This is a genomic window from Bacillus sp. FSL M8-0277, from assembly GCF_037975305.1.
GTDB classification, from domain to species: Bacteria; Bacillota; Bacilli; order Bacillales; family Bacillaceae; genus Bacillus; species Bacillus pumilus.
Map to the genome: position 1 here is coordinate 2,150,684 of NZ_CP150255.1, position 19,014 is coordinate 2,169,697.

Annotated in this window: 24 protein-coding genes; 7 read left to right on the top strand and 17 right to left on the bottom strand. The window is 41.0% G+C overall.

Going from position 1 to position 19,014, the window contains the following annotated elements; all coding sequences use genetic code 11:
- Position 1 precedes the first annotated feature (1 nt).
- The 10 genes from deoB to MKZ05_RS10765 form a co-directional block, all read right to left on the bottom strand.
- Positions 2-1,186, bottom strand: a complete 1,185-nt coding sequence (gene deoB, locus MKZ05_RS10720; protein ID WP_003215717.1) for a phosphopentomutase — start codon at positions 1,184-1,186, stop codon at positions 2-4.
- A 151-nt stretch (positions 1,187-1,337) separates the two neighbouring features.
- A complete protein-coding gene (xerD, locus tag MKZ05_RS10725) occupies positions 1,338-2,228 on the bottom strand; it encodes a site-specific tyrosine recombinase XerD (protein WP_003215982.1) in 891 nt (296 codons plus the stop codon).
- A gap of 6 nt (positions 2,229-2,234) precedes the next feature.
- Positions 2,235-2,462: a YqzK family protein gene (locus MKZ05_RS10730; RefSeq protein ID WP_003215798.1), complete on the bottom strand. Its 228-nt coding sequence runs from the start codon at positions 2,460-2,462 to the stop codon at positions 2,235-2,237.
- Between the two features lie 118 nt (positions 2,463-2,580).
- Complete coding sequence (gene fur / locus MKZ05_RS10735) at positions 2,581-3,033, bottom strand: ferric iron uptake transcriptional regulator (RefSeq protein ID WP_003215577.1); 453 nt, start codon at positions 3,031-3,033, stop codon at positions 2,581-2,583.
- A 118-nt stretch (positions 3,034-3,151) separates the two neighbouring features.
- Entirely contained in the window at positions 3,152-3,799 is a 648-nt protein-coding gene (gene spoIIM / locus MKZ05_RS10740; RefSeq protein ID WP_034661156.1) for a stage II sporulation protein M, read from the bottom strand.
- Between the two features lie 116 nt (positions 3,800-3,915).
- Positions 3,916-5,046, bottom strand: coding sequence for a S8 family peptidase (locus tag MKZ05_RS10745; RefSeq protein ID WP_339160076.1), 1,131 nt, complete (start codon positions 5,044-5,046; stop codon positions 3,916-3,918).
- 109 nt (positions 5,047-5,155) lie between these two features.
- Positions 5,156-5,377, bottom strand: a complete 222-nt coding sequence (locus MKZ05_RS10750; RefSeq protein WP_003215884.1) for a hypothetical protein — start codon at positions 5,375-5,377, stop codon at positions 5,156-5,158.
- A gap of 68 nt (positions 5,378-5,445) precedes the next feature.
- Positions 5,446-5,898: a GNAT family N-acetyltransferase gene (locus tag MKZ05_RS10755; protein WP_137055019.1), complete on the bottom strand. Its 453-nt coding sequence runs from the start codon at positions 5,896-5,898 to the stop codon at positions 5,446-5,448.
- On the bottom strand, positions 5,885-7,066 hold the full coding sequence (locus MKZ05_RS10760; RefSeq protein ID WP_339160080.1) for a TIGR00375 family protein: 1,182 nt from the start codon (positions 7,064-7,066) through the stop codon (positions 5,885-5,887). The genes MKZ05_RS10755 and MKZ05_RS10760 overlap by 14 nt, the downstream gene beginning before the upstream one ends.
- A complete protein-coding gene (locus MKZ05_RS10765; protein WP_003215785.1) occupies positions 7,063-7,620 on the bottom strand; it encodes an NUDIX hydrolase in 558 nt (185 codons plus the stop codon). The genes MKZ05_RS10760 and MKZ05_RS10765 overlap by 4 nt, the downstream gene beginning before the upstream one ends.
- A gap of 167 nt (positions 7,621-7,787) precedes the next feature.
- On the opposite strand from MKZ05_RS10765, the gene MKZ05_RS10770 reads away from it, so the two are divergent.
- Positions 7,788-8,711 carry an aldo/keto reductase gene (locus tag MKZ05_RS10770; RefSeq protein WP_339160082.1) on the top strand — a complete coding sequence of 308 codons (924 nt, stop codon included), beginning with the start codon at positions 7,788-7,790 and terminating at the stop codon, positions 8,709-8,711.
- An 80-nt stretch (positions 8,712-8,791) separates the two neighbouring features.
- On the opposite strand, the gene MKZ05_RS10775 is transcribed toward MKZ05_RS10770, so the two are convergent.
- Together MKZ05_RS10775 and MKZ05_RS10780 are read right to left on the bottom strand one after the other, a co-directional pair.
- On the bottom strand, positions 8,792-9,307 hold the full coding sequence (locus tag MKZ05_RS10775; protein WP_249118256.1) for an antimicrobial peptide LCI: 516 nt from the start codon (positions 9,305-9,307) through the stop codon (positions 8,792-8,794).
- A complete protein-coding gene (locus MKZ05_RS10780) occupies positions 9,270-9,491 on the bottom strand; it encodes a YqkE family protein (RefSeq protein WP_003215614.1) in 222 nt (73 codons plus the stop codon). Before MKZ05_RS10780 ends, MKZ05_RS10775 begins: the two co-directional genes overlap by 38 nt.
- A gap of 125 nt (positions 9,492-9,616) precedes the next feature.
- Here MKZ05_RS10780 and MKZ05_RS10785 point away from each other — a divergent pair, with 125 nt between their 5' ends.
- A complete protein-coding gene (locus MKZ05_RS10785; RefSeq protein WP_339160087.1) occupies positions 9,617-10,543 on the top strand; it encodes an alpha/beta fold hydrolase in 927 nt (308 codons plus the stop codon).
- Between the two features lie 26 nt (positions 10,544-10,569).
- On the opposite strand, the gene MKZ05_RS10790 is transcribed toward MKZ05_RS10785, so the two are convergent.
- The 3 genes from MKZ05_RS10790 to MKZ05_RS10800 form a co-directional block, all read right to left on the bottom strand.
- A complete protein-coding gene (locus tag MKZ05_RS10790; RefSeq protein WP_003215654.1) occupies positions 10,570-11,832 on the bottom strand; it encodes a tetratricopeptide repeat protein in 1,263 nt (420 codons plus the stop codon).
- Between the two features lie 305 nt (positions 11,833-12,137).
- Positions 12,138-12,377: a YqkC family protein gene (locus tag MKZ05_RS10795; protein WP_003215790.1), complete on the bottom strand. Its 240-nt coding sequence runs from the start codon at positions 12,375-12,377 to the stop codon at positions 12,138-12,140.
- 12 nt (positions 12,378-12,389) lie between these two features.
- Positions 12,390-12,716 (bottom strand): iron-sulfur cluster biosynthesis family protein, encoded by a 327-nt coding sequence (locus MKZ05_RS10800; RefSeq protein WP_003215572.1) that lies wholly within the window; start codon positions 12,714-12,716, stop codon positions 12,390-12,392.
- A 212-nt stretch (positions 12,717-12,928) separates the two neighbouring features.
- Between MKZ05_RS10800 and MKZ05_RS10805 the strand changes: the two genes are divergently transcribed.
- Positions 12,929-13,636, top strand: a complete 708-nt coding sequence (locus MKZ05_RS10805; RefSeq protein WP_044141052.1) for an expansin EXLX1 family cellulose-binding protein — start codon at positions 12,929-12,931, stop codon at positions 13,634-13,636.
- A 17-nt stretch (positions 13,637-13,653) separates the two neighbouring features.
- Here the strand turns inward: MKZ05_RS10805 and MKZ05_RS10810 are convergent, their stop codons facing one another.
- Complete coding sequence (locus MKZ05_RS10810) at positions 13,654-14,628, bottom strand: GNAT family N-acetyltransferase (protein WP_268458365.1); 975 nt, start codon at positions 14,626-14,628, stop codon at positions 13,654-13,656.
- Positions 14,625-15,104 (bottom strand): GNAT family N-acetyltransferase, encoded by a 480-nt coding sequence (locus tag MKZ05_RS10815; RefSeq protein ID WP_034620502.1) that lies wholly within the window; start codon positions 15,102-15,104, stop codon positions 14,625-14,627. The genes MKZ05_RS10810 and MKZ05_RS10815 overlap by 4 nt, the downstream gene beginning before the upstream one ends.
- 277 nt (positions 15,105-15,381) lie before the next feature.
- Here MKZ05_RS10815 and MKZ05_RS10820 point away from each other — a divergent pair, with 277 nt between their 5' ends.
- From MKZ05_RS10820 to MKZ05_RS10835, 4 genes are all read left to right on the top strand, one after another.
- A complete protein-coding gene (locus MKZ05_RS10820; RefSeq protein ID WP_050943810.1) occupies positions 15,382-15,831 on the top strand; it encodes a YfmQ family protein in 450 nt (149 codons plus the stop codon).
- A gap of 150 nt (positions 15,832-15,981) precedes the next feature.
- Positions 15,982-17,214, top strand: a complete 1,233-nt coding sequence (locus MKZ05_RS10825; RefSeq protein ID WP_339160091.1) for a DNA polymerase IV — start codon at positions 15,982-15,984, stop codon at positions 17,212-17,214.
- A 15-nt stretch (positions 17,215-17,229) separates the two neighbouring features.
- Positions 17,230-17,574: a YolD-like family protein gene (locus MKZ05_RS10830; protein ID WP_003215746.1), complete on the top strand. Its 345-nt coding sequence runs from the start codon at positions 17,230-17,232 to the stop codon at positions 17,572-17,574.
- Positions 17,575-17,762: 188 nt separating this feature from the next.
- Positions 17,763-18,998, top strand: coding sequence for an MFS transporter (locus MKZ05_RS10835; protein WP_003215590.1), 1,236 nt, complete (start codon positions 17,763-17,765; stop codon positions 18,996-18,998).
- Positions 18,999-19,014: the final 16 nt, after the last annotated feature.

The window sequence follows — 19,014 nt, forward strand, 5'->3', positions numbered from 1 at the left end:
CCTATTTGAGTTTAGATAAAAAGCTTGTGCCGTATTTTGGCATCGTTGTCTTGAAATTGTCTGCGACCGTTGCTCCAAGATCAGCAAAGGTTTTTGGAGTTGGCAGTTCATTTGCTCCTTGATGCTTTTTGCTGTAAGCAATGAGCGGAACGTATTCTCTTGTATGATCTGTTCCGTGATGAACCGGGTCATTTCCATGATCTGCTGTAATGACAAGAAGATCATCCTCTTTTAACAGGTCAAACACTTCAGGAAGACGGGCGTCAAATTCCTCTAGTGCTTTTCCGTAACCCTCTGGATCTCTTCTATGTCCGTAAAGGGCGTCAAAATCAACAAGGTTTAAAAAGCTGAGTCCCGTAAAGTCTGTTTTAAGTGTATCAACCAGCTTGTCCATTCCGTCCATGTTCGATTTTGTTCTGAGAGAAGAGGTGATTCCTTCTCCATCATAAATATCAGAGATTTTGCCAATCGCAATCACATCAAGCCCATCATCTTTCAGCTCATTCATCACTGTTCGGTCAAATGGTTTTAAAGCATAGTCATGACGGTTCGGTGTTCTGACAAACGCACCAGGCTCCCCGACAAATGGACGAGCGATAATGCGTCCAACCATATATTTTTCATCTAATGTGAGCTCACGTGCAATTTCACAAATGCGATAAAGTTCATCTAATGGCACCACTTCTTCGTGCGCAGCAATTTGCAGCACAGAATCCGCAGATGTATAAACGATTAGATCGCCTGTTTTCATGTGCTCTTCGCCAAGCTCGTCTAAAATTTCAGTACCAGACGCAGGTTTATTTCCAATAATGCCTCTGCCTGTTTTTTCTTTTAGTTCATTTAGTAGTTCATCTGGGAATCCGTCTGGAAAAACTCTAAACGGTGTGTCTATGTAAAGACCCATGATTTCCCAGTGTCCAGTCATTGTATCTTTCCCATTTGATGCCTCTTGCATTTTTCCATAATACGCAAGTGGTTTCTCATCCGCTGGAATTCCTTTGATTTCTTTAATATGACTCAGCCCAAGCTTCGCCATATTTGGCATATGAAGCCCGTTCATTTTTTCAGCAATATGTCCTAGTGTATCTGCACCTACATCATTAAATTCAGCAGCATCAGGTGCTTCCCCAATTCCTACTGAATCCATTACGACGAGGAAAATGCGTTTATACTGATAATCAGGCATTAAAAAGCGCCTCCTTCAATATTCTTGTCTTTTAACCTTTCAAAAAGAGAGGTCTGACATCTCAAGTATAAACCGTTTACAAGCCGGTTGACAACCATAAACGGTGCAAACATGAAAAAGCATGACACACGTTCACCGTGTCATGCTTTACTTATGCCCTTGGATGGAATTTGTGATACACATCTTTCAGTCTTGTTTTCGTCACATGTGTATAAATTTGTGTTGTCGAGATATCGGCATGTCCGAGCATCTCCTGCACAGCTCTTAGGTCTGCACCGTTTTCAAGCAGATGCGTGGCAAATGAATGCCTGAGTGTATGGGGTGTGAGTTCCTTTTGAATCCCTGCTTCGAGAGCTCTTTTTTTCAGATTCTTCCAGAAACCTTGCCGCGACATTTTTTTCCCGTGATGATTGAGAAATAAGGCATCTGCCGGCTGTTTTTTTAACAGCTTGCTTCTTCCCTTTTCGAGATATTCTTCAATCGCACTTGCAGCTGCTTCACCAATTGGCACAATCCGCTCTTTTCTTCCTTTACCGAAACAACGGATAAAGCCCATTGTGAGGTGAACATCGGCAAGGGTCAGATCCAGCATTTCACTGACGCGAATGCCTGTCGCATATAAGAGCTCGAGCATCGCTTTGTCACGGTAGTCAAATGGAGTGTGCTGATTTGGTGTATCAAGCAGCTTTTCAACTTCCCCTAGCGAGAGAACTTTCGGTAATTTCCGCTCTGTTTTTTGCGTTTCAATGTTCCATGACGGATCATCTGTTGTCACTTTTTCCCGGAGCAGAAATTGGTGGAAGGACCGGATCGAGGAGAGATGCCGCACTGACGTTTTGCTCGATTTCCCTTCCTCTTTTAGCTTTTTTAAATAATGAATGATATGCAGGCGTGTGACATCTTTTATATCCGTCAGCTGCTCATGTGTCATTAAAAAAGACAAGTAGTTCTGTAAATCTCGTTTATAAGAAACAATGGTATTTTCAGAGAGTCCTCTCTCTACTGTCATAAAATGAATAAAGTCGGATAATTGATCGTTCAATGATTTCTACTCCCCGTTTTGATAAAAATAAATCAATCGGTCTTGCCAGTTGTCTTGATTCGGCTGATCCATTTCCATCACTTTAATTGCTGCACCCTCTGGTTTATCATAACGATGGTAGCTTTCATATTCTGAATTTATCCATATCATAGCATAATAGAACAGGACGGTAAAACCAGTGAACAAGATAAATACCTTCATCACTTCACCTGTTGTTTTGAGCCATTTTCGCATGATTCTCATGTCCTTTCTCGAGCTTCTCATTACTTCAGCATATGCCAGGTGGGACAAGGAATATACAGCGAAAATGCAAAAAACCTCTTCATCTTAAATGAAAAGGTTCCAATTCGGATTATTTGCCGGATTCATCATCATGACACCGGTGGCAAATACCATGGAATGTCAATCTATGATCCTTAATTTTAAATTTCCAGTCACGTTCAATAATCTCTTCAACATCTTCTAATAAATCATCTTCTATCTCATCGACTGTCCCGCATTCCATGCAGACAAGATGATGATGGAAGTGAGCGGCTCCTTCTTTGCGAAGATCATATCGCGAAACGCCGTCTCCAAAGTTAATTTTATCAACAACTTTCAGTTCAGTTAGCAATTCTAACGTTCGATAAACAGTAGCAAGACCAATTTCAGGAGACTTCTCTTTTACGAGGAGGTATACATCTTCTGCACTTAAATGGTCTTCTTCATTCTCAAGCAGTACTCTTACTGTTGCTTCACGCTGTGGCGTGAGCTTATAGCTGGAAGAATGAAGCTGTTTCTTAATTCGATCAATCCGATTTTCCATTGACTTTCCCTCCTACGCCACATTACTTGATCATTATATCAAATGATGTGCTGGGAGCCAACTATAATCATTTTAAATTGATAAATAAATTGATTATTATTTAATAACAATTATAAAATCATGAGAAAAGAACACCTGCCAGCTTTTTCATGAGCATGAAGGAGACGTACGATTCAAAAAAGGACGAAAGTGCAGCAAGTGCTAAAATCATCAGTAGAACAGATGCATACCGGGCGAACCACTGCACAGGTGCTTGACTGATGGTTTTTTTCATGAACAGCTGCCCAATGAGACGGATGGAAAACGCAATCGCACATGTCCCAATCACTAAATAGGCTGGAATAAGTAATATGTTTTGCGGAAGAACCGATACGAACGAAAGGAAAAAACCACTCAGCCCCATTTGATTTACTAGAAAACCAACTGTAAACCCAACGACAATTCCCTTTAAAAAGATCATGAGAAAGATGAGCGGCAGGCCAATGATAGATATCCCTAGTATCCACATAAGACCTAAATATTTCATATGATGCAAAAAGCTTTGCAAAAACATTTCTTTTGACTCTGCTGCTTTCTCATTTGTCAGCTGACCAAAAAATTGATTTAAATAATAGAATAAATCCTCTTTCTGACTAATTGTCATACTATTGACGATGATGGCCCCAAAAATCACGCCCATTAAAAAGAGTACAGAGACAAACAAATAAATCGATAGATGGTCTTTTACGTGCTGAAGAAGATGTTCCTTCCAAGACTTTTTCCGCATGCGTCTTCCTCCCAAATAGTAAAGGTTACTAGATTCTATGAGAGAGATTACGAAACATGACAGTTTTATTGAAAGAAAAAAGAGAAAGCAGCCTAAACACTGCTCTCTCTTCTCATTTATCGTGCCGCTTTTTGTACGTTCACAAGCCCGGCACCATAGTAAAAAGGATCTCCAAGCTGTGTAGCCGTTTTTGAAAGTCTCTCGCGCACTTCATCGTTTGTCAGATTCGGATGTTTTGATAGAATGACAGCCGCAGCTCCTGCTACATGCGGTGATGCCATGGATGTCCCGCTCTTGTAGCCATATTCATTATGGGGAATGGTACTGAGCGTTGAAACGCCTGGTGCTGAAACTTCCACTTCTTCGCCTACAGATGAATCAAAAGCTCTTTGTTTTCTTTGGTCAACAGAAGCAACCGCTATCACTGAGCTGTATTTAGCTGGATAGTCAACTGTGTTGAGAGAGCCATAACTTCCTTCATTCCCAGCAGAAGCCACAATGAGAATACCCTTGTCATATGCTCGATCTACCGCTTCTTTCAGCGCTTCAGATTCACTTGCTCCTCCCATACTAATATTGATGACATCTATGTCATTCTCAATGGCCCATTCAATTCCTTTAATGATCCAGCTATAGTAGCCATCACCATTTTCATCTGCCACCTTGACCGCATAGATTGAAGCTTTTGGCGCAACACCAACGACACCTACCTTATTATCTAACGCTGCAATTGTGCCCGCCACATGCGTCCCGTGTTCATGCGGGTCAACAAGCGGATCTGACTCTGTTGGAACAAAGCTGAATCCCCCGGTGACATGTAGATCTTCATGTTTGCCATCAATGCCGCTGTCAAGAACGGCTACTTTGACATTTTGTCCAGCGTATCCCCGTTTATGTACCTTTTGTGCTTTGATGCTTTTGATGCCATATGGGATCGTTTGACCGCTTGTTTTTGCCTTTTGGTCCTCCTCAATGAAGGTCACTTCTTTTGCCTGATTTAGTTTCTTTTTCGATGCCTCATTCAAGGAAACTTTCATCATATCTATCTGCTCTATGGATTCTTTTACATGCCCACCAGCTTCTTCAACAAGCTGTTTTTGTGTATGATCTTGAACGGAAGAAGAAAAGCCGATCATGTACTCTTTTTTCGCTTGCTCCTTTGCAGAAATATGTGAGGCGCCGAACGTGACCGATGCCAGCATCATACTTGCCATACAAAGCCCTGCTCCAATTGACTTGATGTTCACAATACTCACTCTCCCTTTCATCTTTTTGTCATTTAACTACATTTTTAGACAAAAAGAAACGACCGTTTGTCCTATTTTTTAAAATTTTTCCATTTATTTGAATTAGTTGTCACAAAAAAGCAAAATAAAAATGCTTATGATCCTCTTGATAGTGATCATAAGCATTCCTTCTTTTATGTTTTTTCATCATGTGCTGCAAGGCTTCTTGTTTTGTTTTTGTTTTTCTTTCATGTGTACTAAAGTGCGGCATGTTTCCTCTCGACAGTTCCGGGTTTCGACTGTGCTGCCTTTCAATATGTTCTCGTTTTTTCTTTGCATTGCTTTTTCCCATTTGGCAAAACCCCTTTCGTTGACGTTATGATACACGATGTGACATAAAAAAGATAGACGTATACACGCCTATCTTTCTGTTTTCACCATATCAAGATGGGGAATTCCATCTTCATCATAACAATCTGAAACGGCCTTAAAACCAAAGGATTCGTAAAACGACTTCAGGTAGGCCTGCGCCTGAATTTTGACACTTGCTTCACCTAATTCACTCAGCTTTTCCAAAGCCTTGCTAAGTAGCATTTTTCCATAGCCTTTTTTTCGACCTGCCTCTGTCACAAGAACGCGGCCAATGGACGCCTCTTCGTACATGATTCCGCTTTGAAAAATTCGGCAATAAGCCACAATCGTGCCGTTCTCTTTTGCCATCAGATGAAGCGCTTCTTGGTCCCGGTGATCAATTTCAGGGTAAGGGCATGTTTGTTCAACAACAAACACATTGACTCTTTCCATTAAAATCAGGTAAAGATCCTCTTTTGTCAATTGTTCAAACGTTTCACATGTCCAGTTAACTTGATTCATGATTGATATCCACCTTACCGTATACTCCGCCCCCGCCAGCGATCAGTTCGACTTCACCTTTTCTTGCTTTGATGATGTAATTGGCTGTTTTTTCTGGCAGGACAGCTTTTAGTTCTTGTTCTGTTGCTTGATGAAGGATATTCATCTCTGTGTGAAACACGGCTTTTAGCTTCTCCAGCGTTTTGGCTCCAACACCCGGAATAAATTGAAGTGGAAGCTGATGAACATAAGGAGGTCTTGTTCCATTGTCACTTTCTTGGTCAGCAAGCTCCTTTAAACGCTCGCTCACTCCTTTTGTCATCCGGGTATGTCCGCATGCTTGGCACTTTTCTTGATCTAGCGCGCGAGGTCTTACTCCGCACTTCTCGCAGGTTGTATGATAGTACTTCCCAAGACGCGGGGCGAGCCCATAATTTCCTGTGATGGCTCTCCCTTCTTTCCCTTCAAGGGCTAGTTTGAATTCGGCAAAAGAGGCATGGTCCATGCGGATTTTTGTATATTCTCGCGCGATTTTCCCTAAAGAATGAGCGTCTGAATTCGTTAAAAAGGGATAACGGTTCAGTTCGCTTAACTGGGATGCCATTGACGTATCGCAGCTAAGTCCTAGTTCAACAGCATCAATGAGGTCCGGATCGAATACTTCCGTTAAAGACGTGCTGACTCCTTTGCCAAATAAGCTTTTATGAGGAGTGAAAATATGAGCAGGAATAAATAAGCCTCCTAGCTCCTTGACCTTATGCTGAAGTGTTTTCCCATCCACATAGAGGCGCTGTGAACTTAAATGCACATTTTTCATATGAAGCGCGAGCCATGCGGAGAACTCAGTCATTTTGCGCAGTGTGGGCATAAATGCAAGCACGTGAATCGGACCTTTTGATTGGTTATCGTTAATTTCTAATTCACTGCCTAAAAGCAGCACGGTCTGTTCAAATGATAGACCGCCATCACTTAGTTCAGTGTACTTGCCTTCTTCTACACCCTCTATTAATTCTTCTAGGACTTCTGGAGATTGTGCATCAATCACACCAATCATCCCCATCCCTTTACTTTGCGTTGCTTCAATGAAAATTTGGTCAATTGTCAGTGACCTTGCACCTGTAATTTTAACAGCTCTGCCTGTTCTTGTTCTGCCGATATGAATATGGATGTCTGCAAAAAACTCCCTCATTTTGTTGACTTAAGTACCTCTTGCAGTTGTAAGTACTGTATGGCATAGGCTGTTTTTGCATCATAAATATGCTGCTTTTCAATGAGGTGCAAGGCTTCTTCTAATGAAACTTCCATCACTTCAACAAATTCATCTTCATCCAGCTCTCTTTTTTCTTCAAGCTGAACTAGCTGATCTGCAAGATACATGTGGACGATTTCATCTGCAAAACCTGGTGATGTATAAAAGGCTGTCAGCTTTTGAAGCTTCTGAGTGGTGTATCCTGTTTCTTCTTCTAATTCTCGTAGTGCTGTATGTGCCGGCTCTTCCCCTGGCTCTAATTTACCAGCCGGAATTTCAACGATGGCTCTCTCTAGTGCTTTACGGTATTGCTTGACCAAGATGATTTTATTTTCGTCTGTCCGAGCAATGACGGCTACTGCACCAGGATGTTTGATGATTTCGCGTTTGCCTTGTTTTCCATTTGGCAATTGTACATCTTCAAGAACCAAATCAATGATTTTTCCGTTGTATAATTCTTTAGTCGATAATGTTTTTTCTTCAAAGTCCTTCAATTTTGTCAGCTCCTCGTTCTACTTTCACTTTTTACTTCATTCATTTTAACATAGATGATTTAAGAGAAGCGAAATGCGGACGCTTGCTTCAATGCGCCACTTGAAGTCACCTAGCTTGAATTCCAGATTTTTTTCACTTAATGTGAAGGAATAGGAGTGTGATGGAATTGAAAAAAAGACGAATTGGTACAACGGATCTTTTGGTGAGCGAAGCGGCTCTAGGATGTATGTCCCTAGGAACAGAAAAAGGAAAAGCGCTCTCTTTATTAGATGAAGCCATTGATCTTGGAATTAATTATTTGGATACAGCCGATTTATATGATTTTGGGAAAAATGAGGAAATTGTCGGGGAAGCGATTAAAAACAGGCGGCAAGATTTAATTTTGGCCACAAAAGGCGGCAACCGCTTTGAAAAAGGCAAATCTGGCTGGGACTGGGACCCTTCAAAGGCATACATAAAAGAAGCCGTAAAACAAAGCCTCAAGCGGCTGCAAACAGATTATATTGATTTATACCAACTGCACGGAGGCACGATCGATGACCCTATCGATGAGACGATTGAGGCTTTTGAAGAATTAGTGGAAGAAGGCGTTATTCGCTATTATGGCATCTCTTCTATCCGTCCAAACGTCATTAAAGAATACGCCAAAAAATCAAACATCGTCAGCGTCATGATGCAATATAGTTTACTCGACCGCCGTCCAGAGGAATGGTTCTCTCTTCTTGAAGAACAAGGCATTAGTGTTGTGGCAAGAGGACCTTTAGCAAAAGGGCTTTTAACCGAAAAACCACTTTCACAAGCAAGTGCAGCGATTCAAAAAAACGGCTATCTTCAATATTCATTTGACGAGCTACAGCAGATCATTCCTTCTTTAAAGAAAGTCGCTTATGACCTATCACTCACAGAGCTCTCCATTCAATATTTGCTTCAGCATTCTGCGGTCAGTTCCGTTGTATTTGGCGCAAGCTCGGTGGAACAATTAAAAGAAAATGCGGCAGCGGCCAATGCACGTTCTTTAAGTGACCAAGAAGTAAAAGCATTGACTTACTATACAAAATCATCTATGTACGACGCGCACCGGTTTAAATGAGATAAAAAGAGATCATCTGATGTGATCTCTTTTTCATATTCGACAGACAAAAGCAAAGAGGGGCTAAAGGCCCCGTTGTCTTATCTTGCACTTTCGTAATATGCATAATTTCCAGATTTGCCTTTAAGATAAAATGTCGTACCAAAACGACTGAAACTATTTGCAAAAGAACCATTATCCGAATACATACATAATCGATTACTTGCGCCTTTAAAAGGAGTTACAGAACAATCTACAATTGAAGTAGCCTTTGTACGCAAATCCGCATTCGTTAATTCATTTGTAGCAAGAGCTTGTCCAGAAACAGGTAAAAGCAATCCTAAAGATAAAGCGACTCCAGCCATTGTTTTTCTCATTTTCATGTAAATCATCTCCGTTCCCAAATATTGTAATACACCTTCATTATAAGTAGTACGACCTTCTATCAAAAGGGTCTTAAATACTATATTTGTTATAAAAAGGGATTTAAATGAAGGAGGAATCGAAGGAACCGGAAGCACTTGCGTGTTGATCAACCTCAATGATGACATAAAAAAAGAAGCATCAGTGCTCCCTTTTTTAGCTTTTATATTTTCTCCAGTCCAAATGACTTTCATCTAGCAGCTCGGAGAAGCTTTTGTTTTTTTCTTTTTCTTTCTGCTGCCGAAGGAGGTCTTGTCGTTTTTGTTCTTCTCTTTTTTCTGTCTCGGCGGCCAGATTCTGCTTCATTTGAAGAAGCTGCTGTTTGAGATTTTCGTTTATGCCGTCCTTTAATTTCGCTTGATCATTGTTCTTTTTCATTGTGCCTCTCTCCTTTTGCCTCTAAGTGTATCATCCGTTTTATTTCCTGAGCAAGAGTCACGCCAATCTCCCAACATGTGGTATGATCGTCATAGGAAAAACCTCGGAAAGGAAGAATCAGCTAGATGAAAAAATGGATCGCTATACTTGCCTTCATATTATGTCCGCTCGTTGCAATCGGCATTTTTTTCACCAACAAAATGATGTATATTCGAAAATTAACAGATGAAGAGCTCATCAAACGAGAATCAGATGAAGGGCATTATCATCATGAAGAGTTTCAACATCTTAACAAAGAGAAAGTGTGTATTCCTTCAGCATTTGGTTATGATCTTCATGGCTATTTTGTGCCGCATCCGCATACAACACGCACCATTGTACTTTGTCATGGCGTCACAGTCAGTTTAATAAATTCCGTTAAGTATATGAAATTATTCCAAAAGCTTGGATGGAATGTGATGCTTTATGATCATAGACGACATGGAATGAGTGGCGGGAAAACCACGAGTTATGGATACTACGAAAAAGAAGATTTAGCGAAGGTCGTGAAGTGGCTTAGACAAAAACTTGGGGAAAATGCCATTATCGGAATACATGGAGAATCTATGGGGGCAGTCACGACTTTGTTATATGCCGCAAAGCCGGAAGCAAGCGCCAATTTTTACATAGCTGACTGTCCTTTTGCTTCTTTTGAGGATCAGCTTCTCTATCGATTAAAAACAGATTTTCGTCTTTCAGGTCAATGGATTCTTCCACTAAGTGATCGAGTGTTAAAATGGCGGGATGGATACAGCATTCGGCAAGTGTCACCGCTGGATGTGATCGATCAGGTGAGAGAACCTGTGCTTTTTATCCATAGTCTTCATGATGACTATATTCCATGCGAGCAGAGTCAGCAGCTATATGCTCGAAAAAAAGGTGATAAACAACTATTTATAGCGCCGCACGGGGCACACGCGATGTCTTTTAGTGAAAATAAAGAAGCTTACGAACAAGAAGTTCAACTATTCCTTCAACCATTTGAATCAAATGAAGATAAAAGAGGAGAATGAACAGTGGTTCGTCTCCTCTTTTTGAGCTAACTTATGCGATAGTCACTACTGTTGTATGGTGTCTGCCCGCCAGTTCCATATGACTCTCTTCCGATTGCTGCTGACTCATGACCGATAATCCTGCAGTTGCTGCCAATAAAAGAACTATCAAACTCGTTTTCATATAAATGACCCCCATTTTGAATTTTTGATATGGCTTGAATCTTCCGTTCGTAAAACCGTGTCGATGCTTCATACAGTCCAAGCTCATTGTAATAATGAGCCGCATCAAGTGCCAATTCCTCAATGTCTGGGTATAAGCGCTTGTCCTCGAGCAGGTCTAATGTATCGTCTATGATCGTTATTTCTGCATCAACGTATAATGCTTTTAAGAACTGAAATTTGCAGATGTAAATTTCATCTTCTAATTCACAGGCTTTCATAATACCTTTTTGATAGAGGGTTAACGACTCTTCTATTTGTTTTTGTTTAAACAGGATTTGGGTGAGCATAAATAGTGGGTCTAGAGAGCGATTAAGATGGGTTAAATTCTCCTTTTCAAACACTTCAAGAGAGTCTTTCAGATAACGGCTTGCTTCCGCAAGATCGTTCATTTGGTAATAACAGTTACCTAAGTTGAAAAGGGCCGAACCTATGACTCGAGGGTTTCCAATCGATCGTGCTCGATTTAGAGCATTTTTAAAGTAGGGCAATGCATGTTCATAGCATTTCAAATCATCATAGTTTGCACCGATGACAAATTCACAGTGGATGATTCTCAGCGTGTACGTTCTGTAGGCAGAGTACGTATTTAACGCTTGCAAGGCATAGTGCATCGAAAAGTGGGTTTGTTTCATGTGGTAGTATATTTCAGCTAATTTAAAGTAAAATTCTGCTCTTTCTATATCATCTGATATGAGATTGAGCTTTTTTTCTGCTGAACGGTAATAGGCAATGGCACTTAAATAGTTTTGCTGTTCAAACTCAAACATTCCTGTGAAAAAATGAACATAGTATTCAAGCATGTCCGTTAATTTCGTTTGCGAATGTTCGATCGTTTCTAGCAGGTTTTTAATTTCTTCATCATTTGAGGCTTTCTTTGCCGGTTCAAAATATTCAAGCATCACCTTATGGCGAAAATCCATCAGCTGGTAAAACAGCAACAAGTTTTGATCTTGCTCCATCTCCAGAATTTCCTGCTCGATCTCGGCCTTCAGCTTCTCTGCTTTCATGACATGAAATCCGCAAATCTGCCTATACCATTCGTTTATTTTGATTCCAACCTGAGGCGATGACAGCTTGAGCTTCAATTCACTTTAGCACCTCCCTTCTCATATACGATACATGTTGTATTCTATCATATTTCCTCGAATGGAAGAAATATGAAATGTCATTTTTCGCAAAGTTTTCGGTATCCCGCAATAACCGCTTCCATTGCCTATTTTTCGGCATTTATATCCACGATTTTTTCATGTCTATTTTTCTCGTTTTGTCGAATTGGTTGTTATAAAACAGTTTTTTTGCGTTGCAAAAGATCATTTTTCAGATTAGACGTTCCCAGTTGTTTAATGAGATGATGAAGACACGAAAAAAACCCTTTTGTCAAAAAGGGCTTTTATAATACATCTGTTACCTGTTCCATATTCTCTTTGATCCAATTGACAGCTAATTCGAGCGTTGGGAATTCTTCCGTTTCAAATGTGACTTCATCCTGAAGAAGCCAAACATCCTTTTTCACCGAATCCATTCCACCTATTGACCAGTGCAAAAGGGTATAGGGATGATTGTTATTTAAAAACGACACCCATGTTTTATTTTGTGCCGTGTTTTGTATCACTCTAAGCTTCTGATCCACTACGTTTCCACCTTACTTTACAAGTATGCCCATTCTTGGACTGAGTATTTGCTGAGGACTTTTCAGCATCAATGTATTGGCTTTTTCATTAAAATCGATGGTCATTTCCTCATCAAAGAATACCTTCTGTGCAATGTGTATATATAGTTTTAAATGTTGGCTATTTTTAAGTTGTTCCCATTCACCTGTTCTTTCACTTGTTAACCAAAGCATTGGTACGCCACTCACTGCACAGCCACAACCTTCTGAATCGTAGCGAAGCAGTAATTCCTTAGTTTCGTTTCCTGTTTGCTGTTTTTCTATATATGTTTTAGCCTGTTCTGTGATGTGAATATACATGGCGAACATCCTTTTTAAATTGATGCTTACATTGTAACACATAAAACACCATAAAACATGACACACGACTAAATCCGAAAGTCATATTCTTTGAAATACACGCTCTTCTCACTATGATTATATCTATCTATTGGCTCTTTTTGCTTCTTGTTTTTTAGAATTATACTTATGACGCTACCAATTTTAAAAGAATAAACAGGAGGTTTTAGATCGTGAAAAAAAGATTATCTCTCTGCTTCATCGGGGCACTGATATTGATGTTGAGTTTCGCTGTGCCAAACATGAAAGCGGCATCTGTCCTTGATGAAGTACGAGAAAGCTATGCAACTTATACGGGATCTGGTTACTCAGGGGGCGCCGCATTATTAGATCCTATTCCATCTGACATGAAAATTACGGCTTTAAATCCCCATGACTATAACTATAAAGGGATAAATGCGGCACTTGCAGGGGCTTACCTTGAAGTAAAGGGTCCAAAAGGAAAAACCGTTGTGTATGTAACCGATAAATATCCAGAAGGAGCGAAAGGAGCTCTTGATCTTTCTCATAATGCCTTTGCCAAAATCGGCAATATGGCAGATGGGAAAATCCCAATTAGTTGGAAAATTGTAAAAGCACCGATTAGCGGAAATGTAGTTTACAGAATAAAAGAAGGTAGCAGTAAGTGGTGGGCTGCGATTCAAGTGCGCAATCATAAATATCCGATTATGAAAATGGAATATTACAAAGATGGACAATGGGTGAACATGGAAAAGACAGACTACAACCATTTCCTTGGATTTAATATGGGGTCTAAATCTCTTCCTGTTCGAATCACAGATATCCGCGGGGTCATCGTAAAGGATAAATTACCCGCTCTTCCATCTACTGCTGCTTCACAGGCCTATACTGTAAAAGGCAATGTTCAGCTTCCTAATTAACGAGGAAAAGAGGTAGCTTATTTAAGAGCTTCCTCTCCTCCTTTTCTATCCCAGCGATATGCCTCATTTTCTATTACTTTTATGATTTCATTCTTTCCTGCCATATAGCTTTGTATATCTTCCCGATACTGATTTGCTAATTGTTCCTTGACAGACGCATACGCTACAGCTCGTTCTGGATGGGCCCTTAAGTAATCTCGAAACAATAAATGCCTTTTCACATCAGGATGATTTCTCTCATAAATATGGACATGATGCGTACGATTCAAGCCACCCTTTTGAAAAAAACGTCTCCCTTTTATGCCATTTTCACCGAGCGCTTGATATCCAAGATGTTCAAATCTCTCTCTTTTTCTATCGATCTCTTTTATATGACTTACTTCTATTAAGATATCAATAATGGGTTTGGCAACAAGTCCTTCAACTGACGTACTACCAATATGATGTCCTTCTATCCAGCTCTTTTGAATGATTTGCTTGAGTCGCTGCTTTTCTTGATGGAATTCTTCATGCCATTCTTTTTTGAATTCGACAACCTCAACCTTTCGCCTCGGTGTCCATTTCATTTTTGATAAGGTGAGCTCTTTTGCAACATGAATCACATTTGTTTCAACAAATCCTAACTTTTCGTATAGCCTTTTTGCAGGGGTGTTTTTTTGCCCAGTGGTCAGTTCTATAGGGACATTTTTCTCCATAATTGTAGACATAAGTCTTGTTCCAATACCCTGCTTTAGCGCTTTGGGATGCACAGCCAATCGACTAATGATCAAATAATCTTTCTGCTCTTCATAAGAGGCAACACCTAGTAAGATTCCCTTTTGCTCAAAACCAATAAATTGCTCTTTTGCTTTCATTACATCTTGAATGGTCTCTTTTAATGGCGGAAGATCGGCATAGCCAATTTGTTCAGCTTCTTGTTGGTATGCAGCTAGTTGAATATGTAAGATCTGCTTTGCTACATCTCCTATTGTTTGATCTAAATTGACAATCATGACATCGCCTCTAACTTTTTCACAAATAAAACACGGTCTTCATTTATTCCTTCATATTCTGAAAACACGGAGATTCCTTCTACAGTTTTATCCCCTTTTTCAATTTGAAAGCCCAATTTTGCATGATAGGCAATTGATACTTTATTTACAGGTGCTGTTACCACTTTAATGGTTGTTCTTCCTTCCTGTTTTGCCACATCATAAAAGGCTTGATACAGCATTTTTCCGATCTTTAATTTCCGGTGATCTGGATGTACCCCAACAAAGTGAATATACGCTTCATCTGAACGAGATTGCGATAAAAAACCGACTAAAAAGCCAATCAGTTCACCTTTTTCAACGACGACAAAACTTGTTTGCTGAAAATGTTCAAAAAATAGCTTCGGCAATGTTGCGCGCAAATCTTTACCTCCCCACCAGCTTTGGATGACGGATGTGACGGCGTAAAAATCTGACGGCTTCACTTGACGTATCATGATGACCTCGCCCCTTTTCATTTTTGGCTTACCGCTCTCTTTTTTTACAAAAAACTGTTGTTTCAATAGTCTACCTGTCCGATTTATTGTTTGTAAAGATTACGTGGCAGCCTTTTTTCCTTTCAGCTTTGTTGATTTCGTTCTTTCGCCGTCATCTCCTTGTAAATCTTCACACTTATTTCAAAAAGTTCACTTTTTGTGCGAAAGTTTCATTCTTTTGGTATGTTAAGATGGTTCATATAGGAAATGTAACAAATGTTTATTGGAGATGATGATATTGGTTTGGATTGTTACTTCACTTGTTGTGTTTAGTCTTTTAAAGCTTCTTGTCACTTCGCTGCCTTCTGGTGTTGTGGAACGCCTTTTTAGTCGTTATGCAGTGCATGCAAAAGTAACAAGTGATCAAACAACGATCATGTTTGAAGATCGTCCGCTCAATGATCAACAAACATCTGAAATTATTCAACATTTTAATGATGCGATCTTTATTGAACGCTATTATATTTATCCTGGTGATGAAGAGCGCTTTCTTCATCCGCAGGAAGGGCCGGCGCCTCTTACCATGCAAACAAAGCTTGGCAAGCATGATGTGACCCTTTATCTGTATCATTACGATGACCACGTGGATGTGGTGCGGCAGTTTACACATAAGCCTAAGAAAAAACTGATGGCCTATCGTTTGCGTTCTGAGCCGCTCCAAACATCCCACAACTTGGCACATGCTTAAAATATGTTGCATCAAATGAGACGAAGTGTCTTCCACTTCGTCTTTTTTTGTATGGATTTATACTCTTTTCTTTGAATGATTTACCAGTATCAATTTCGCCTCCTGACGGTTAAAATAGAAACAGAACATACGTTCTAAGAGGTGAAAATAATGAATGAACGAGCCATTCTGCTTGTGGATATGCAATCGTTTTATGCGTCAGTCGAAAAAGTGGAGGCTCCCCACTTGAAGGATGTGCCGCTCATCGTCTCTGGAGATCCTGAGCGGCGGAGCGGAGTCGTACTTGCCGCCTGCCCGCTCGCTAAAAAACGGGGCGTCCAAAATGCATCCAGATTATGGGAAGCACAGGAGAAATGCCCTGAAGCTGTCGTCGTACGCCCTCGTATGCAGCGCTATCTTGATATCTCTGTCATGATCACAGAGCTGCTTGAACAATACACAGATCTTGTCGAACCATATTCAATTGATGAACAATTTCTCGATATTACAGGCAGCCTGACACTACTCGGTTCTCCCCGTGAGATCGCTCAAAATATACAAACAACCATTATGAATCAGACGGGTATTTACGCACGTGTTGGCATCGGTCCTAATAAAGTGCTCGCTAAAATGGCCTGTGACCATTTTGCTAAAAAAAACACATCTGGCATTTATGAACTTCGCGCAGACAGTGTTGCGGCTGATTTATGGCCGCTTCCGATTGGAAAATTATTTGGCGTTGGTAAACGAATGGAGCACCATTTAAAACGAATGGGCATCAGTACCATTGGGACGCTTGCTGCTTATCCGTTAGACCGGCTTAAAAAACGCTGGGGAATCAACGGAGAGCTTTTGCAGCGAACAGCTTTAGGGCATGATCCCTCTCCGGTCACCGTTCACACACATAATGAGCAAAAAGCGGTGGGACATCATATGACTCTCCCACATGATTATGCGTCTTTTGAGGATATCAAAGTCGCTCTTCTTGAATTGAGCGAAGAGGTGGCAAGACGTGCACGCTTTAAGCATTATCTTGGGCAAACAGTGTCTGTTGGCGTGAGAGGCGCTGATTTTTCTCACCCGACCGGATTTCATAGACAAATCAAGCTTCATTCACCTACACAGTACGGGACAGATATTGCAGAGGCAGCCATTCAGCTATGCCAGCAGCACTGGGATGGTCAGCCCATTCGCAGTGTCGGTATTACTCTCTCACAGCTGCAGTCTGACAGCCAGTATCAGCTAACTTTATTTGATCATCATGTTCAAAAAGACAAACTCAGCAAAGTATTTGATGCGATCCACATAAAGTATGGACCTGCTGCCCTGCTGCACGCTTCGTCACTGACAAGCGCAGGGCAGGCGTATCACCGCGCCGAAAAAATTGGCGGACATTACAAATAACGGAGGCGAACAGCCATGAATCCCAATAAATTAACACCTGGATACAACCTCATGTGGGAATCAAGCCGAATGATGCTTCCAGAGCACCGGGAGCAGCTGCTTGCTCAAAAACGGCAGAAAAAAAAATACACCCCTCCCCCGCTGAGCACCGATCAACTGGAAGAAATGAATTTTTTGATCACACAGTCGATTACTGAGGATCAAGCGATTTGCGTGACATATGCCGCAGCAGGTAGAAAAGAGCAGTTTTGGGGCTGGGTCAAAGCCATTCATTATGAAACGCAGCGCATAAAAATCGTCAATGATGAAGATGTTCTCAACCTGTCCTTGCAGCAAATCGTCGCGATCGACCTTGATTAAATGGGGTCAAATGACCGCGCGAATCAGTGGCATAAAAGCACCAGCAGAAAAAAGCACGCGTCTCCAAATACGAGCCAATCAAACTTCTCTGCCATATGGCGGATGTCCCCTCCATCAAATTGTGTATTTAATTTGCACAATTTTTCATGTATGATTGGAACATCTTACAAACTCAGGGGAGAAACAGCATGAAAAATAACTTACGTACGCTACATCCGCTTAGTTGGACGATCATCATCGGCACCATATTTGGCCGAATGGCGACGTCCATGAGCATTCCTTTTTTGGCCGTTTATTTAACACAAGTCAAAGGCGCCTCAGCTTCTTCTGCTGGATTAATCATTGCCGTTAGCTCTCTGATTGGGATCGTTGCGAGTTTTTACGGTGGATATATTTCTGATCGTATCGGAAGAAAAAAGGTCATGCTTCTATCAATCTTCGGTTGGACACTTGTCTTTGTTGGTTTTGCATTTGCAGACGCCATTTGGGTCTTCTTTATCATGAACGCTTTAAACGGACTGTGCCGGGCACTGTTTGAACCAACATCTAAGGCGCTCTTATCTGATGTCACCCCGTCAAGTATTCGGTTGTTTGTGTTTAATTTACGATATACAGCCATTAACATAGGGGTCATCTTCGGTCCGCTGCTTGGCTTATATCTCGGGTCATCGAAAACAACCTTTCCATTTCTCGTCGCTGCCTTCATTTATTTGTTATACGGATTAACGCTGGCCTGGCAATTTCAGAAACATCCAGTTGCTGCTCCAGAAAACACGAAACAAATTGGGGTCAAAAAAGCCCTTTCCATTATCCAAAAAGATACGGTCTTTAGCATTATCCTCATCGGCGTTACCTTATGTTCGTTCGGGTATTCGCATTTGAGCTCAACGCTGCCTCAATATTTATCCGCTTCGCCTATGATTGAGGATGGTCCGAAACTGTTTGGATACCTTTTATCTTTAAATGCAGTTGTTGTCATTGTCGTACAATATCCGCTCATCATGATCGCCAAACGCTACTCCACCATTTTGTCGCTCACCACTGGGAATATTCTTCTTGCGGGCAGTTTGTTTGCCATTGCTTTTTCACAGAGTCTCGGCATGCTTGCTTTCATCATTGTCGTGTTTACAATTGGGGAGGTTCTGCTGTTTGCGATGATGGATCTATTTGTAGACAATGTGGCAAAGCCAGAAGTCAAGGGGTCGTACTTTGGCGCGATGGGATTTTCTCAGCTCGGCAGCGTCATCGGACCATTTGTCGGCGGACTGTGCATTGACTATTTTGGCGCAGCCCATCCCTTCTCCATTTTTTCAGTCTTGTCGATCATCACCATCGCAGGTGTTCCGTTCCTACTCATTGGATACTACCGCCTGAAAAAGCGATCCGCAGCTGCCATCGCTGTGAAAGTCAGTGGAGATCATTAAAAAAACCGCTCACGTT

What these genes read in the sequence shown, in the direction of transcription:
- MKZ05_RS10810 (WP_268458365.1), bottom strand. Translation starts at nt 14,628, where the DNA reads ATGATTGTCAATTTAGATCAAACAATAGGAGATGTAGCAAAGCAGATC.
- MKZ05_RS10775 (WP_249118256.1), bottom strand. Translation starts at nt 9,307, where the DNA reads ATGAAAGTCATTTGGACTGGAGAAAATATAAAAGCTAAAAAAGGGAGC.
- MKZ05_RS10830 (WP_003215746.1), top strand. Translation starts at nt 17,230, where the DNA reads ATGAATCCCAATAAATTAACACCTGGATACAACCTCATGTGGGAATCA.
- MKZ05_RS10815 (WP_034620502.1), bottom strand. Translation starts at nt 15,104, where the DNA reads ATGATACGTCAAGTGAAGCCGTCAGATTTTTACGCCGTCACATCCGTC.
- MKZ05_RS10835 (WP_003215590.1), top strand. Translation starts at nt 17,763, where the DNA reads ATGAAAAATAACTTACGTACGCTACATCCGCTTAGTTGGACGATCATC.
- MKZ05_RS10760 (WP_339160080.1), bottom strand. Translation starts at nt 7,066, where the DNA reads ATGAGGGAGTTTTTTGCAGACATCCATATTCATATCGGCAGAACAAGA.
- MKZ05_RS10755 (WP_137055019.1), bottom strand. Translation starts at nt 5,898, where the DNA reads ATGAATCAAGTTAACTGGACATGTGAAACGTTTGAACAATTGACAAAA.
- fur (WP_003215577.1), bottom strand. Translation starts at nt 3,033, where the DNA reads ATGGAAAATCGGATTGATCGAATTAAGAAACAGCTTCATTCTTCCAGC.
- MKZ05_RS10825 (WP_339160091.1), top strand. Translation starts at nt 15,982, where the DNA reads ATGAATGAACGAGCCATTCTGCTTGTGGATATGCAATCGTTTTATGCG.
- MKZ05_RS10785 (WP_339160087.1), top strand. Translation starts at nt 9,617, where the DNA reads ATGAAAAAATGGATCGCTATACTTGCCTTCATATTATGTCCGCTCGTT.
- MKZ05_RS10800 (WP_003215572.1), bottom strand. Translation starts at nt 12,716, where the DNA reads ATGTATATTCACATCACAGAACAGGCTAAAACATATATAGAAAAACAG.
- MKZ05_RS10730 (WP_003215798.1), bottom strand. Translation starts at nt 2,462, where the DNA reads ATGCGAAAATGGCTCAAAACAACAGGTGAAGTGATGAAGGTATTTATC.
- MKZ05_RS10780 (WP_003215614.1), bottom strand. Translation starts at nt 9,491, where the DNA reads ATGAAAAAGAACAATGATCAAGCGAAATTAAAGGACGGCATAAACGAA.
- deoB (WP_003215717.1), bottom strand. Translation starts at nt 1,186, where the DNA reads ATGCCTGATTATCAGTATAAACGCATTTTCCTCGTCGTAATGGATTCA.
- spoIIM (WP_034661156.1), bottom strand. Translation starts at nt 3,799, where the DNA reads ATGCGGAAAAAGTCTTGGAAGGAACATCTTCTTCAGCACGTAAAAGAC.
- MKZ05_RS10750 (WP_003215884.1), bottom strand. Translation starts at nt 5,377, where the DNA reads ATGGGAAAAAGCAATGCAAAGAAAAAACGAGAACATATTGAAAGGCAG.